Here is a 14,976-nt window from a genome sequence, read left to right on the forward strand (position 1 = left end):
AAGCACTCATCCCCGGATCAGCGGCACATGTGGCGCGGCGTCTTCGGGGATCAGCCCGATCAGCCTTGGATCGGGCGCGATCTCGATCTCGCGTTTGTAGGGCACAAACCCGCTGCGACGGTAGAACTCAAGCGCGGCGGGATGATCCAGCGTGCAGGTATGCACGTGAAACCGCCTGATTCCCTCCACCCAAGCCATCCGGATCGCCCGATTCATCATCCAGCGCCCTGCACCGGCCCCGACCATACCCGGCACCAGCCCGAAATAGGCAAGCTCGCACTGGCCTTGCACACGGAAATCCAGCTCCAGCAATCCGACCTCGGCCTCACCTTCCATCACCGCATGGACATGCACCAAGGGATCATCCAGCAGCCTTTGCAGATCGGCGCGCGCCATCTCCAGACGCCCGAACCAGAGCCACGGGTGGCCCACCCGCCGAAAAAGCCGCAGATACCAGTCAGGATCGGGCCGCATCACCCGCTGCAGGCGCAACGGCACATCTGCGCACGCGCGCTCGGGCGCCTCGCTCAACATCTCGAGATAGGTCACCACCGACGCGGTATGCCCCGCCGGCACATCGTGCAGCCCGTCCTCAAGCATCCTTGGCGACCTGCTTTTTCTTGCGCTCGGCCACGACCTTTTCCGCCAGATCGCGGGCAATGGCGAAGGCGCCCTTGATCTTGTCGCTTTCCTTGCGCCAGTCACGCCGCACCACGATCTTGTTGTCCTTCACCTTGGCCAGACCCTTCTGGTCTCGGATGAAATCCACCAGCCCCTCGGGCGTGGCGAACTTGTCGTTGTGGAACTGGATCGTCGCCCCTTTCGGCCCTCCATCCAGCTTCGAAATCCCGGCCTTCTTGCACATCGCCTTGATGCGCACGATCAGCAGAAGGGTGTTCACTTCGCGAGGCAGCTTGCCGAACCGGTCGATCAACTCGGCGGCGAAGCCTTCCAGCTCGACCTTGCTGCTCAGCCCGCTCAGCCGGCGATAGAGGCCAAGGCGCACATCCAGATCGGGCACATACTCTTCGGGGATCAGAACCGGAACGCCCAGATTGATCTGCGGCGCCCACTGCCCATCATCCTCGGTCAGCCCTTCCAACTCACCGGATTTGATCTTTGCGATCGCCTCTTCGAGCATCGATTGATAAAGCTCATAGCCCACATCGCGCATCTGCCCGGACTGTTCCTCGCCCAGCAGGTTGCCCGCGCCGCGAATATCCAGATCCTGACTGGCCAGCGTGAATCCTGCCCCAAGCGTGTCCAGAGACCCCAGAACCCGCAGGCGCTTTTCGGCAGCCGGCGTCAGCCGCGCGCGCGGCCGTGTGGTCAGATAGGCATAGGCCCGCGTCTTCGAGCGTCCGACCCGGCCCCTGATCTGATAAAGCTGGCTCAGCCCGAACATATCGGCGCGGTGAATGATCATCGTGTTGGCCGTCGGAATATCCAACCCCGACTCCACGATCGTCGTGGCCAGAAGCACGTCATACTTGCCGTCGTAAAACGCGTTCATCCGGTCATCCAGATCGCGCGCGGCCATCTGGCCATGCGCGATGACATAGGACACTTCCGGCACCTGCTCGGACAGGAACGCCTCGATCTCCGGCAGGTCGTCGATGCGCGGCACCACGAAAAAGCTTTGCCCTCCCCGGTAATGCTCGCGCAACAGCGCCTCGCGGATGGTCACCGGGTCGAATTCGCTCACATAGGTCCGGATCGACAGCCGGTCGACAGGCGGCGTGCCGATGATCGACAGATCCCGCACGCCGGACAGCGACAATTGCAGCGTCCGCGGGATCGGCGTCGCCGTCAGCGTCAGCACATGCACATCCGAGCGCAACTGCTTGAGCCGCTCCTTATGCGCCACGCCAAAGCGTTGCTCCTCGTCGATGACAAGCAGCCCGAGGTTCTTGAACCGGATGTTCTTGGCCAGAAGCGCATGGGTGCCCACCACGATATCCACAGTGCCACTGGCCAATCCCTCGCGCGTGAGGTTGGCGTCACGTTGCGAGACAAACCGCGACAGCGGCCGCACCGTGACCGGAAACCCCCGGAACCGTTCGGCAAAGCTCTGGTAATGCTGGCGCGCCAGCAGCGTGGTCGGAGCCACAACCGCCACCTGCACTCCCGACATCGCCGCCACAAAGGCCGCGCGCATCGCGACTTCGGTCTTGCCAAAGCCCACATCGCCGCAGATCAGCCGGTCCATCGGGCGACCGGCATCCAGATCGGCCAGCACATCCTCGATGGCGCGCAACTGGTCATCGGTCTCGGTATAGGGGAAGCGCGCCGAGAATTCCTCCCACGCGTGGTGTTCCGGCTCAAGCACCGGGGCACGGCGCAATTCCCGCTCGGCGGCAATCCGGATCAGCCTGTCGGCCATCTCGCGGATGCGCTCTTTCAGGCGGGCTTTCTTGGCCTGCCATGCGCCGCCGCCCAGCTTGTCCAGAAGCCCCTCTTCATGGCCGAACCGGCTCAGCAGCTCGATATTCTCAACCGGAAGATAAAGCTTTGATCCTTCGGCATATTCCAACAGCAGGCATTCATGCGCGGCCCCTGCCGCCGTGATTACCTCGAGCCCCTGATACCGGCCCACCCCGTGATCCACATGCACCACCAGATCGCCGGGACTCAGGCTTTGCGCCTCGGTCAGGAAATTCTCGGCGCGGCGGCGTTTCTTGGGGGCGCGGATCAACCGGTCGCCGAGCACATCCTGTTCGGCGATCACCGTCAGGTTCGGCGCCTCGAACCCATGCTCCAAGGCCCAGACCGCCAGATGCAGGCCGCGCGCCCCGATCCGGGTGGCATTGGCAACCGGCACCGCGCCGATCAGCCCCTCATCTTCCAACAGCCCCTCAAGCCGTTCGCGTGCCCCGTCCGAGTAACTGGCCACCAGCACAGGTCCAGCCGCCAGCTTGGTCTCGATATGGTCCTTCAGCGCCCCGAAAAGGCTCAACGACTCGTTCTGGCGCTCGGGCGCGAAATTGCGCCCGATCCGGCCGCCCGCGTCGATCACGCCCGGTCCGGTCGCCTGCGGCAAGGGATTGAACTGCATGACACGCCGCGTGCCCACCGCCGCCTGCCAGCCTGAATCATCGAGATACAAAAGTCCCGGCGGCACCGGCTTGTAGAGCGTGCCTTCGCGGCTTTTCTGAGTCAGTGCATGCACGCGGGTGTCATATTGATCGGCGATGCTGTCCCACCGCGACAGGCGCGCGGCGGTCACCTGATCGTCCAGCGTGATCGTCGCATCGGGCAGATAATCGAACAGGGTTTCGAGCTTTTCATGAAAGAACGGCAACCAATGCTCGATCCCGGCATGTTTGCGTCCCGCACTCACCGCCTCATAAAGCGGATCGTCGGTGCCCGCGGCACCGAACTCGATCCGGTAATTCTGCCGAAAGCGCGTGACCGCGGCATCGTCAAGGATCACCTCGCTGACCGGGGCCAGCTCGATCTGCTCCAGCTTGTCGGTGGTGCGCTGCGTCGCGGGATCGAAGCGGCGCAGACCATCCAGCACGTCACCGAACAGATCCAGCCGCACCGGGCCTGTTTCCCCCGGCGGGTAGATGTCGATGATGCCGCCGCGCACCGCGTAATCGCCCGGCTCCATCACCGTGGGCGCCTGGCTGAAGCCCATACGCACCAGAAACGCCTTGAGCCCCGCCTCGTCGATGCGCTGGCCCACCCGCGCGATGAAAGCGGCCTCTTTCAGCACCTCGCGCGCCGGCACGCGCTGCGTTGCCGCGTTCAGCGTGGTCAGCAACACGAAATGGCGCGGCATCCCGTGGATCAGCCCCGCCAGCGTCGCCATCCTCGCCGCCGAGATATCAGGATTTGGCGAGATCCGGTCATAAGGCAGGCAATCCCAGCCGGGAAAGCGGATCACCGGCATGTCGGGCGCGAAAAAGCGCAGCGCGTCGGCCATCGCCGCCAGCCGCTTGTCGTCGCGCGCCACATGGGCCACTGGCGCGTCGCGCCGTTCGACTTCGTTCAGGATGAGGCGCGCGTCGAAACCCTCGGGCGCGCCGCCTATGGTGATATGATCGGATCCGCTCATGCCCTGCCCGATACAATCAGCGTGCGCAGGGTGCAACCGCCGCTGTGTGCCGCCTCAGCCACCCAGAACGCCGATGGTCATGTTCTGCAACATGCCCCACATCGCCGTCACGAAGATCGAGATCATGCCGATCACCTGCGTGAGCAGCCGGTGGCGATAGAGCTGCTTGTAAAGCGCGTCGCCCTCCAATGCGCGGACCTTGATCTTGCGGGCGGTCCGCAAGGACAACAGCCCCACGATACTCATCGGAAAGCCCAGCAGAAACAGCGCCTGCGCGAATTCCTTGTGATAGACAAATCCCAGCAGGAAGGCGACCGTGATGGTGAAACACACGAACGCCGCCAGCAACAGCCCGGATTCCCGCGCGATATAAAGAATGCGATTGGCGTTGATGCGCACCAGATCATGCAGGTCGATCACGGTTTGCGCGTCCTCCGGGCCCTTGGCCTTGCGCGCCCGGATCACCACATCCCACGGCACGCCAAGCACCCAATGACTTGTCGATGACCACAGCACTGCAAGGGCAATCCAGAACCACAGATTGCTGAAACTGCGCATGTCGATGAGTTCGAAAACGGTCTCGTACCAATCCAATAGATCATTCCACCTTAATTCGCCGAACAGTCTTAGCGCCGCCCTCGGGCAATTCCTACCCTTGAGATGCGCGAATTTACGTGCCACTCAAGGAACAGAGTTTTCTTCAGGACAGGTCCATGAAACCCACCCAAGCCGCCTTTCCCGCCACCCGCCTGCGCCGCACACGGTCCACCCCCGCCATCCGCGCCCTTGTTGCGGAAAACACGCTGACCCCGGCCGATCTGATCTGGCCGGTCTTCGTGCGCGACGGCGACGCTGTCGAAGAGCCGGTGCCGTCCATGCCCGGCGTGATGCGCCGCAGCGTCGACAAGGTGGTCGAGGCCGCCCGCGAGGCGCATGACTTGGGAATTCCGGCCATTTGCCTCTTTCCCTATACCGGTGCGGCGAACCGCACCGCCGATTGCGCCGAAGCCTGGAATCCCGACAACCTGTCCAACCGCGCGACGCGCGCGATCAAGGACGCGGTGCCCGATATCGTGGTGATGACCGATGTGGCGCTCGATCCCTATTCGGACACCGGCCATGACGGATTTGTGGTGGATGGCGAGATCGTCAATGACCAGACAGTCGAGGCACTTGTGCGTCAGGCGCTGTCGCAGGCGCAGGCCGGGGTCGATATCATCGGCCCCTCCGACATGATGGATGGCCGGATCGGCGCGATCCGCACCGCGCTCGAGTCCGAGGGCCATCAGAACGTCATGCTGCTCAGCTATGCCGCGAAATACGCCAGCGCCTTCTATGGTCCCTTCCGCGATGCCGTGGGCGCGTCAGGGGCGCTTAAGGGCGACAAGAAGACCTATCAGATGAACCCCGCCAATACCGACGAGGCGCTGCGCTGCGTGGCCCGCGACCTGGCCGAGGGCGCCGATATGGTCATGGTAAAGCCGGGCATGCCCTATCTGGATATCTGCCGCCGCGTGAAGGACGAATTCGCCGCCCCCACCTTTGCCTACCAGGTGTCGGGCGAATACGCGATGATCCAGGCCGCGGCGATGCAAGGCTGGATCGACGGCGAGCGCGCGATGATGGAAAGCCTGATGGCCTTCAAGCGCGCGGGCTGCGATGGCGTGCTGAGTTATTTCGCCCCGGCGGCTGCGCGCCTCATGCAAAACGGGCGATAAGCTGCGCGGACGCACGGCCAGCGGGGTTGAGGCGTGACATGCGGCAAGAACCGGCCTATAGTTCGCACCACCGGCGCAGAAGAAGACCGGATTGATGTCAGGCAACGAACAGGCAACACCATGAGCAAACTCACTCGACGCGCCTTCACGCTCGGCGCTATGGCAGGCACGCCCCTTCTGGCTGCCTGCGGCAACGGCGTAGGTTCCAACAACGCGCAGAAAATCGACGCCCGCGTCGATACCACGCTGAATTACCTCTATACGCAGTATCCCAATACCCGCGATCTGGCCTCGAAATCGACCGGGATGCTGATAATGCCGCTGGTCACCGAAGCGGGCTTTCTGTTCGGTGGCGGCTATGGCCGCGGCGCATTGCGGATCAACAACACCACCGTGGATTATTATTCCGCCACCAAGGGCAGCGTCGGGCTGCAGATCGGCGCGCAGCAATTCGCCCATGTGTTGTTCTTCATGACCGAAGACGCGCTGGAGCGGTTCCGCCGGTCCTCGGGCTGGGTGGCCGGTGCCGATATCGAATATGTCTTCAACGATCGCGGCGAAAATATCCGCGCCGACACGACCACCAGCACAGCCCCCGTGGTCGCGGTGATCTTCGGTCAGGCGGGCGCCATGGCCGGCGCATCGCTCGAAGGCATCAAATATACGCGCATCATCCCCTGATCCGCCCCTGATCCGTCGGGTGTCAAGAAAGGCTTGGGGGCTCTGCCCCCGCCGTTGAAATCCCTCAAGGGGGATTTCAACGCCTCCCCCGGGATATTTCAGGCCAGAAGAAACGCCGGGCGCGGCGCCTAATGCAGGGTAAATTCCCCCACGACCTGGCGCCATTCTCCCGGCGCGATCAGCTTGCGATGGGTGAACTTGACCGAATGCAGCGGGCCTTCGATCTCGTCCTGCCAGAACTCGACGAATTTGAACAGGCGCGGATGATCGGGGGCCGTGTCGTAATCCTGCCAGATGAAGGTGTTCAGCACATGGGTGTAATCGGGCATGCGGTAATAGAATTCCGCCGTGGTCAGCCCGTAGCCCTTCAGCATCATTTCGGTCTCGCTCATCGCCATGGATCTGCTCCTGCTGGTCGCCGTTTCTTGATTGTACGGGAATCATGCCTGAAAAATTTACTTTTCAATAAAAACAGTATGTTAGCACATGCATATGCTGGCTGCCAAAGGCGGGCGGGAACAGGCATTGCACCCAATATCCGCGCTCTGATATAGTTCTGACAACAACATCTAGAGCATACAGGACAGGACGGGCCAGCACGTGAACGATACGCCGCAACCACCTGAAGACATGGAAGAAAATACTCCAGAACGCCCGCAATACGGCGGGCCCACGGTTTCGATCGAGGACGAAATGAAGACGTCCTATCTGGATTACGCCATGTCGGTGATCGTCAGCCGGGCGATTCCCGATCTGCGCGATGGTCTGAAGCCGGTGCATCGCCGCATCCTTTATGCGATGCATGAAGGCGGCAACACGCATGATAAGCCTTATCGCAAATCGGCCCGTGCGGTGGGCGATGTCATGGGCAAATACCATCCCCATGGCGACAGCGCGATCTATGACGCGCTGGTACGCATGGCACAGGATTTCTCGATGTCGCTGCCGCTGCTGGACGGCCAGGGCAATTTCGGCTCGATGGATGGCGATAACGCCGCGGCGATGCGCTATACCGAAGTGCGCATGGACAAGCCCGCGGCAGCCCTGCTGGCCGATATCGAGAAGGACACCGTCGATTTTCAGGACAATTACGACGGCAAGGATCTCGAACCCACCGTTTTGCCGGCCCGGTTTCCCAACATGCTGGTCAATGGCGCGGGCGGCATCGCCGTCGGCATGGCCACCAATATCCCGCCCCATAACCTTGGCGAGGTCTGTGATGCCACGCTGGCACTGATCGAGAATCCCGATCTCGGTTCGGAAGACCTGATTGAATACATCCCCGGGCCGGACTTTCCCACCGGCGGCATCATGCTGGGCCGCTCAGGCGCGCGGAAGGCCTATATCGAGGGGCGCGGTAGTGTCGTGATCCGCTCAAAAACCCGGATCGAGGAAATCCGCAAGGACCGCTATGCCATCGTCATCGACGAGATCCCCTATCAGGTCAACAAGGCCGCGATGATCGAGAAGATCGCCGAAACGGTGCGCGAGAAGCGGATCGAGGGGATCGCCCATGTGCAGGACGAATCCGACCGGCACGGCGTGCGGGTCGTGGTGGAGCTCAAGCGCGACGCCACGGCCGAGGTGGTGCTCAACCAGCTCTTCCGCTTCACGCCGATGCAGACCTATTTCGGCTGCAACATGCTGGCGCTCAATGGCGGCCGCCCCGAGCAGCTGACCCTGCACGGCTTTCTCAGTGCCTTCATCACCTTCCGCGAAGAGGTCGTCGCGCGGCGCACCGCCTTCGAGCTGCGCAAGGCGCGTGATCGCAGCCATGTGCTCTGCGGTCTGGCGGTCGCGGTGTCGAATGTCGATGAGGTTGTGGCCACCATCCGCGCCTCGGCCGATGCGGCCGAAGCCCGCCACAAGCTGATGACACGGCGCTGGCCCGCCGGCGATATCCTCGAATATATCGCGCTGATCGACGATCCGACCCATACCGCCAATGACGACGGCACCTATAACCTTTCGGAGACTCAAGCCCGCGCGATCCTCGATCTGCGTCTGCAGCGTCTGACGCAACTGGGCGTCAAGGAAGTCACCGACGAGCTGCAGGAGCTTGCCGCCAAGATCAAGGAATATCTCGCCATCCTCGCCAGCCGCGAGCGCATCATGGAGATCATCTCCACCGAGCTGCGCGAGGTCAAAGAGCAATTCTCCGTGCCGCGCCGCACCCAGATCGTCGACTGGTCGGGCGACATGGACGACGAAGACCTGATCGAACGCGAAGACATGGTCGTGACCGTCACCCAAGGCGGCTATATCAAGCGCACGGCCCTCGCCGATTTCCGCGCCCAGAAACGCGGCGGCAAGGGGCTGTCGGGCATGGCAACCAAGGAAGAGGATGTGGTCACCACGCTCTTCGTGGCCAACACCCATACTCAATTGCTGTTCTTCACCACCGACGGCATGGTCTACAAGCTCAAGACATGGCGCCTGCCGCTTGGCGGGCGCACCTCCAAGGGCAAGGCGATCGTCAATATCCTGCCGATCCCCCAAGGCGTGTCGATCGCGGCGATCATGCCCGTGGATCGCCCCGAGGAGGAATGGGACGATCTGCAGGTCATGTTCGCCACCACCGCAGGCGACGTGCGCCGCAACGCGCTCAGCGATTTCACCAACGTCAAGCGCAACGGCAAGATCGCGATGGACCTACCCGATGGGATCGAACTGGTCAACGCGCGCATCTGCGACGAGGGCGACGACATCATGCTGGTGACCAATTCGGGCCGCGCGATCCGCTTCCCCACGACCGAAGTGCGCGTCTTCAAGGGCCGCAAATCCACCGGCGTGCGCGGCATCCGCCTGCAAGGCGACGACCGTGTGGTGTCGATGTCCGTGATCCGCCATTTCGACGCTTCCGCAGACGAGCGCGCCGCCTATCTCAAGATGCGCCGCGCATTGGCCGGCGCGCCCGATGACGGGGAAGAGCCCGAGGCCGCCGCCGGCGACATCACGCCCGACCGGTTCGAAGAGATGCAGGCCGCCGAAAACCTGATCCTCACGATCAGCACAGAGGGCGCCGGCAAGCTCAGCTCCAGCCACGATTATCCAGTGCGCGGACGCGGCGGCATGGGCGTGCAGGCCATGGACAAGGCCATGCGCGGCGGGGATCTGGTAGCCTCCTTCCCGGTCGAGATCGACGATCAGATCATGCTGGCCACCTCCCGTGGGCAGTCGATCCGCGTGCCCGTGGACGGTATCTCGTTCCGCTCGCGCAGTGCAGGCGGCGTCAAGGTCTTCGACACCCGCAAGGGCGAAGAAGTGGTCTCGGTCGCTTGGATCGCAGAAAAAGGCGATCAGGACGACGATGCCGCCAGCCCGTCCGAGACGTCGGAGGAAGGCATCTCCAGCTAAGCCATCAGCCCGGCGCGCCCTTTTGGGGGGCGCCGGAAAAACGGCTGGCGTTAAGGGTCTGGAAATTCCGTTGAGTCATCATCGAGCGATGACCGAAACGGGGGCCAGGCGCCATGACGACCTATATCTGCTTGATCGATCTGCGCGACACGGCCAAGGCGCTGTCTTTCGCCGCGGCACTTGATGCGTGGATGTCCCATCTCAAAGCTCAGGGGGTGATCCGCTCCTGGCGCCTCAAACGTCGCAAGCTGAACCTCGCCTCCCAGTGCTTTCGCGATTTCCTGCTGGAAATCGACGTGAACGACCTTGCGCAGCTCGAACAGGCGTTTCGCTTCGCAGGCCGGCGAGACGACGACACCGCGCGGCTCTATGCGATGGTGCATGACCATGTGGGTCAGGCGGATATGGCGCTCTATCGCCCCTTCCCCGATCCCGAACGCGCCGAACGTGTGGCGCTCATCTGATGGCCCTGTCCGTCAGCACGGCCTGTGTGCCGGCAGTTTTGCGTGCGCGTCTCCCGGCCTCACAGGGTCTCCACCGTTCCCGTCACCCCCACGAGCGTCCCCAGAAGCCCGAGGATCGAACGCACCGCCGATACCGGCGATTCCGTCGCAAGCAAGGTGTCGCCCGGATGGATCTGGAACTGGCGCGCCGCAAACAGCCCGTCGGCACTGGTCAGATCCAATGTGAACACCACCTGCCGCATGTCCGGCCCGGCCATGCCGGGTTTCAAGTCCTTTGCCTGATAGTCGCGCAGCACCAGAATGCCTTTCGGATTGGCCCGCGACGCCTGCAGCCCGCCCATCACCGACAGCGCCTCCATGGCACTCATCCCATCGCGCTCGAAATACACCAGCTGCTGCGTGCCCGCGGCCCCCAGCACGTTGAAACTGCGGTCATCCTCGATGATCGTGATCTGGTCGCCACCGCGCAGGCGCACATTGCGCGCGGGCGTGCGCAGCAAGTCGGCCGCCAATATGTCATAGCCCCGACCGTCGCGCTGCAAGCGCACCAGCGGGTTGCGCAGCCCCGGATCTATGCCTCCGCCTTGCGCGATCACGCTCAGGATCGTCGTGGCGCGGCTGTCGAGCGGATATCGTCCCGGCGATGCCACACCGCCCACCAGATCGGCCGCATTGTTGCGCCCCGGCTCCACGGAAAGCTGCACCTGCACGGACGGGGCGATCTCTTCCAGCCGCGATTGCAGCAGGTTGCGCGCAGCCCCCGTGGTCATGCCGCGCACCTCCACATCGCCGACATAAGGCACAAAGACCGTGCCATTTTCGGACACGGTCATCCGGGGCAGTTCGGTCATCTTGCTGCCGATCCCCGCCAGAAGCGAATTTTCCTGCGATTCCCAAACCGCCATGTCCAGCGCGTCACCGGTCAGGATCACGCCCGAATCCGGGCCTTTGTCCTTGGGCAGCCAATGATAATGCCCCGACCAGCCCGTGACAGGCCATTGCGCCAGCAGCGGGCTGGTCTCGCGGGTCACCGCGACCACCTGAAACCCCGGGGTTTCGGACTGTTGCTCGGTCAGGATCTCGGATTGCAGCGCCGCACCGCGCGGCAGGGCACATGCCGACAAAAGAGCCGCGCAGACAAGCTGCATCACAACGAACCGGATCCGAACCAAGGCACTCACCCCAAACACATGCTCACCACGGCACAATCTTAGACACCACAGAACCGCAAAAGAAACCCTCTTTAGCTGTCCCTCGCTTGGAGCAAGCGTCGACCATGCCGGATATGTCACATCAGCCCTTGATCCACCTGACCGGCTCGAAACGCCGCATCTGCTCTTCGGCAGCAGGCTGGCGCCTTGTCAGCCAGTGGCACCTGCGCGCCGTCTTGGACGCTCAAACGCGCCTCGCGCACAGGCACCGGGGCATGGCCCCGGCATGACGCCCGCCAAACGGATCTTCGATCTGCTCCTCGCTCTGGTCCTGGTGCTGGCGCTTTTGCCGGTGATGGGCCTGATCGCCGCGCTGATCGCCCTTTGCGACGGCAGGCCGGTGTTCCACCGCTCCGAGCGTATGAAAACCCTCGATCATGCCTTCATCCTCTGGAAATTCCGCAGCATGCGCCCCAGTTCCGAACCCGATGGGGCCACCGGGGGCGACAAGGCCGCGCGCATCACCCCATTGGGCCGCACCCTGCGCCGCTCCCGTCTTGATGAACTACCGCAGCTTTTAAACATCCTGCGCGGCGACATGAGCTTTGTCGGCCCCCGCCCGCCCCTGCGCCGCCATGTCAACGATCATCGCAGCCTCTATGCCCGCGTCCTGCGCAACCGCCCAGGCCTCACCGGCCTTGCGACACTGCGCTTTCACCGCATCGAGGATCGGCTGCTCTCGTGCTGTCGCACGGCGCATGAAACCGAACAGGTCTATGCCACCCGCTGCATCGCGCGCAAGGCGCGGCTCGATCTTCTCTGGGCGCGCCATGCCAGCCTGTGGGTCGATCTGTGGCTTTTGGTGCAAACCGTCTCGAGCCTCTGGCTCCAACCTGCCGTCACCCGGGATAAAGATCGCCGAATTTCTCTTCGAGATAGGTCATCAGCGGCGCCGCCGACGGGTCCTGCCCGCCGCAGGCCCGGGTGATCGTCTCGCGCGGGCTGTTCAAACCGCCATGCCGCTGCACCGCCGCGCGCAGCCACTCCGTCGCCGGGGTTGGATCGCCCTGTGCCAGATGGTCGTCCAGATCCGGAACCGCCCGCCGCAGCGCCTCGTGCAGACACCCGGCATAGACATTGCCCAGACTATAGGTCGGAAAATACCCGAACAGCCCCACCGACCAATGCACATCCTGCAGCACACCATGCGCAGGCCGGTCCACCGGATAGCCGAAATCGGCGGCAAAGCGGTCATTCCACGCCGCCTCCAGATCGCGCACCTGCAGATCGCCCGACACCAGCGCCCGCTCCAGATCAAAACGCAGCATGATATGCAGGTTGTACTGCACCTCATCCGCCTCGGTCCGGATATAGCCCCGGTGCAGCCGGTTCACCGTGGCATAGAACGCGTCCTCGTCCTGCACCCCGATCTCGCCAAAGGCATCCCGCATCCGCCCGTACAGGAAATGACAGAACGACCGGCTCCGACCCAACTGGTTCTCGTAGATGCGGCTCTGGCTTTCATGCACGCCCATCGACACGCCATGTCCCACTGGCGTCAGATGCCAGTCGCTGTCGATCCCCTGCTCATAACAGGCATGACCGACCTCGTGGATCGTCGAATACAGACAATTGAACGGATCATCCGCACTGGTGCGCGTCGTGATCCGCGCATCATCCCCGGATCCGGACGAGAAAGGATGCACCGCCTTGTCGATCCGCCCCCGCGTGAAATCATAGCCGAACCTTTCGGCCAGTTCGCGCGACAGCCGCATCTGCGCCGCCTCATCGAACGTACCGCTGATCGCCCTCAGCTCCGGCCCCTCCAGCGCGCGCAACCGCAGCCGCACCAGCCCCTCGCGCATCTCGTCGAACATCGCCTGCAATTCGGCCGCCTTGGCATCCGGCTCGAACGCATCCAGCAGCGCATCATAGACATCGCCACCATCCGCCAGCGCCGCGCCCTCTTCCCTCTTGAGCGTCAGAACCTCGGTCAGGACCGGGGCGAAAGCCGAAAAATCATTGTTTGCACGCGCCTCGGCCCACACACCTTGCGACCGGCTGGTCAGCCGCGCCAGCGCCGTGGCCAGATCGGCCGGCACGCGCACCGCGCGCTCGTAACTCCGCCGGATCAGCCGCAGCTGTGCCGCACCCGCCTCGTCCGGCGCCTGCGCCTGCGCCAGCCAATCAGCCACCCTCGGGTTGGTGCGCCGCGCGTGCAGCACACTTTCCATGGCCCCCATTTCTTCGGCCCGTTGCGCGCCCGCGCCACGCGGCATGACCGTTTCCTGATCCCATGACAGCCGCCCCGCCACCTGCGCCAGCGCCTCGGTCTCGCGGGTGAACGCCATCAGATCATCGAACGCCGCCATATCTTACCCTCTTACGGATTGCGCCCGCGGATACAGACTCAGGAACCGTGCCCGCAGGATCAACACCCATAATAGCACAGCCAGAAGTTGATGCACGATAGCAACCTGCCATGCAGCGATGTAAAGAACAGTGATGATTCCCAGCACGATTTGCCCGCATAGCGCGATAAAGGCCGCGTTGAACGCTGTCCGCGTGGCCGCGTTGGCGCTGCGCCGCCCCTTCAGCCACACCACGACAGAGAAGGCCAAAAGCACATAGCCCACCGTGCGATGCACGAATTGCACAAGTCCGGGGTTCTCGAAGAAGTTCCGCCAGCCCAGATCGGCCATCCAGAAATCAGGCGGCAGAATACCCCCCGCCATCAGCGGCCAGTCGGTATAGCTGCGCCCGGCATCGATCCCGGCCACCAGCGCACCGATGAGGATCTGCACAAACGCGAAATGCAGCCAGCCGGTCGACAGGCCGTAAAGCTTGGCTTCCTTGCCGCGCCTTGCCTGCAACAGCTCGCGCTCTTCGCGGCCAAGCGCCATCACATACCACGCGATCAGGCCCAGAATGACAAAGGCCAGACCCAGATGCGTCGCAAGCCTGTACGAGGCCACATCGAGCATCTCGCCTTGCAGCCCCGAACTGACCATCCACCAGCCGATCGCGCCCTGCGCACCACCCAGAACCCCAAGGAAAAACAGCCGCCCGGTCCAGCCCGGCGGGATTTGCCGCGTCGCCAGGAACCCGAAAAAGCCCGCGGCCCAAACCAGCCCGATCACCCGCCCAAGCTGCCGGTGGCCCCATTCCCACCAATAGATCACCTTGAACTCGGCCATGCTCATGCCCTTGTTCTGCAACTGGTATTCGGGGATCTGCCGGTATTTCTCCAACTCAACCTCCCATTCCGCCGCAGACATGGGGGGCAGCGCGCCGGTCACCGGCTTCCATTCGGTGATGCTCAGCCCGCTATCGGTCAGCCGCGTCAGCCCGCCCACCCCGATCATCAGCACCACAAGCGCAAAAAGCACGATGAGCCATGCCCGCACCAGCCCGCGCGCGCCCCTGCGCCCGGCGTCGATCATGCCGCCCTTCGGCCCCTCAGGCCGCGGTCCAGCCTCGGCTACATCTTCGAAAATGCTGCGTTTTTCACCCATCTGCATCATCCTTGCCTGATCGCTGTGCAC

General features: G+C 63.3%; 12 protein-coding genes. 5 read left to right on the forward strand and 7 right to left on the reverse strand.

Features of this window, described 5'->3' with window-relative positions; translation table 11 throughout:
- Window positions 1-6 precede the first annotated feature (6 nt).
- The 3 genes from RAZWK3B_RS12040 to RAZWK3B_RS12050 are packed head-to-tail and all read right to left on the reverse strand — an operon-like array spanning window position 7 to window position 4,654.
- The gene (locus tag RAZWK3B_RS12040) at window positions 7-600 is read right to left on the reverse strand and encodes a GNAT family N-acetyltransferase (protein WP_007815461.1); all 594 of its coding nucleotides are present in this window, start codon (window positions 598-600) and stop codon (window positions 7-9) included.
- Window positions 593-4,060 carry a transcription-repair coupling factor gene (gene mfd, locus RAZWK3B_RS12045; RefSeq protein WP_007815464.1) on the reverse strand — a complete coding sequence of 1,156 codons (3,468 nt, stop codon included), beginning with the start codon at window positions 4,058-4,060 and terminating at the stop codon, window positions 593-595. Before mfd ends, RAZWK3B_RS12040 begins: the two co-directional genes overlap by 8 nt.
- Before the next feature lie 54 nt (window positions 4,061-4,114).
- Window positions 4,115-4,654: a hypothetical protein gene (locus tag RAZWK3B_RS12050; RefSeq protein ID WP_007815465.1), complete on the reverse strand. Its 540-nt coding sequence runs from the start codon at window positions 4,652-4,654 to the stop codon at window positions 4,115-4,117.
- Window positions 4,655-4,773: 119 nt separating this feature from the next.
- On the opposite strand from RAZWK3B_RS12050, the gene hemB reads away from it, so the two are divergent.
- Entirely contained in the window at window positions 4,774-5,778 is a 1,005-nt protein-coding gene (gene hemB / locus RAZWK3B_RS12055) for a porphobilinogen synthase (RefSeq protein WP_007815467.1), read from the forward strand.
- A gap of 120 nt (window positions 5,779-5,898) precedes the next feature.
- Window positions 5,899-6,459, forward strand: a complete 561-nt coding sequence (locus RAZWK3B_RS12060; RefSeq protein ID WP_037295716.1) for a lipid-binding SYLF domain-containing protein — start codon at window positions 5,899-5,901, stop codon at window positions 6,457-6,459.
- Window positions 6,460-6,587: 128 nt separating this feature from the next.
- On the opposite strand, the gene RAZWK3B_RS12065 is transcribed toward RAZWK3B_RS12060, so the two are convergent.
- On the reverse strand, window positions 6,588-6,857 hold the full coding sequence (locus tag RAZWK3B_RS12065; protein ID WP_007815470.1) for an usg protein: 270 nt from the start codon (window positions 6,855-6,857) through the stop codon (window positions 6,588-6,590).
- Between the two features lie 232 nt (window positions 6,858-7,089).
- On the opposite strand from RAZWK3B_RS12065, the gene gyrA reads away from it, so the two are divergent.
- Together gyrA and RAZWK3B_RS12075 are read left to right on the forward strand one after the other, a co-directional pair.
- Complete coding sequence (gyrA, locus tag RAZWK3B_RS12070; protein ID WP_007815472.1) at window positions 7,090-9,816, forward strand: DNA gyrase subunit A; 2,727 nt, start codon at window positions 7,090-7,092, stop codon at window positions 9,814-9,816.
- A gap of 113 nt (window positions 9,817-9,929) precedes the next feature.
- Window positions 9,930-10,280 (forward strand): DUF6614 family protein, encoded by a 351-nt coding sequence (locus RAZWK3B_RS12075; RefSeq protein ID WP_007815474.1) that lies wholly within the window; start codon window positions 9,930-9,932, stop codon window positions 10,278-10,280.
- A 59-nt stretch (window positions 10,281-10,339) separates the two neighbouring features.
- Here RAZWK3B_RS12075 and RAZWK3B_RS12080 read toward each other — a convergent pair whose 3' ends face one another.
- Window positions 10,340-11,428 (reverse strand): polysaccharide biosynthesis/export family protein, encoded by a 1,089-nt coding sequence (locus RAZWK3B_RS12080; protein WP_007815476.1) that lies wholly within the window; start codon window positions 11,426-11,428, stop codon window positions 10,340-10,342.
- 289 nt (window positions 11,429-11,717) lie between these two features.
- Here RAZWK3B_RS12080 and RAZWK3B_RS12085 point away from each other — a divergent pair, with 289 nt between their 5' ends.
- Window positions 11,718-12,419 (forward strand): sugar transferase, encoded by a 702-nt coding sequence (locus tag RAZWK3B_RS12085; protein ID WP_007815480.1) that lies wholly within the window; start codon window positions 11,718-11,720, stop codon window positions 12,417-12,419.
- Here the strand turns inward: RAZWK3B_RS12085 and RAZWK3B_RS12090 are convergent.
- The gene (locus RAZWK3B_RS12090; protein WP_007815484.1) at window positions 12,331-13,803 is read right to left on the reverse strand and encodes a carboxypeptidase M32; all 1,473 of its coding nucleotides are present in this window, start codon (window positions 13,801-13,803) and stop codon (window positions 12,331-12,333) included. The genes RAZWK3B_RS12085 and RAZWK3B_RS12090 overlap by 89 nt on opposite strands.
- A gap of 3 nt (window positions 13,804-13,806) precedes the next feature.
- Complete coding sequence (gene ctaA, locus RAZWK3B_RS12095) at window positions 13,807-14,946, reverse strand: heme A synthase (RefSeq protein ID WP_037295759.1); 1,140 nt, start codon at window positions 14,944-14,946, stop codon at window positions 13,807-13,809.
- Between the last annotated feature and the right edge of the window lie 30 nt (window positions 14,947-14,976).

Source organism: Roseobacter sp. AzwK-3b (assembly GCF_000170875.1).
GTDB classification, from domain to species: Bacteria; Pseudomonadota; Alphaproteobacteria; order Rhodobacterales; family Rhodobacteraceae; genus Roseovarius; species Roseovarius litoreus.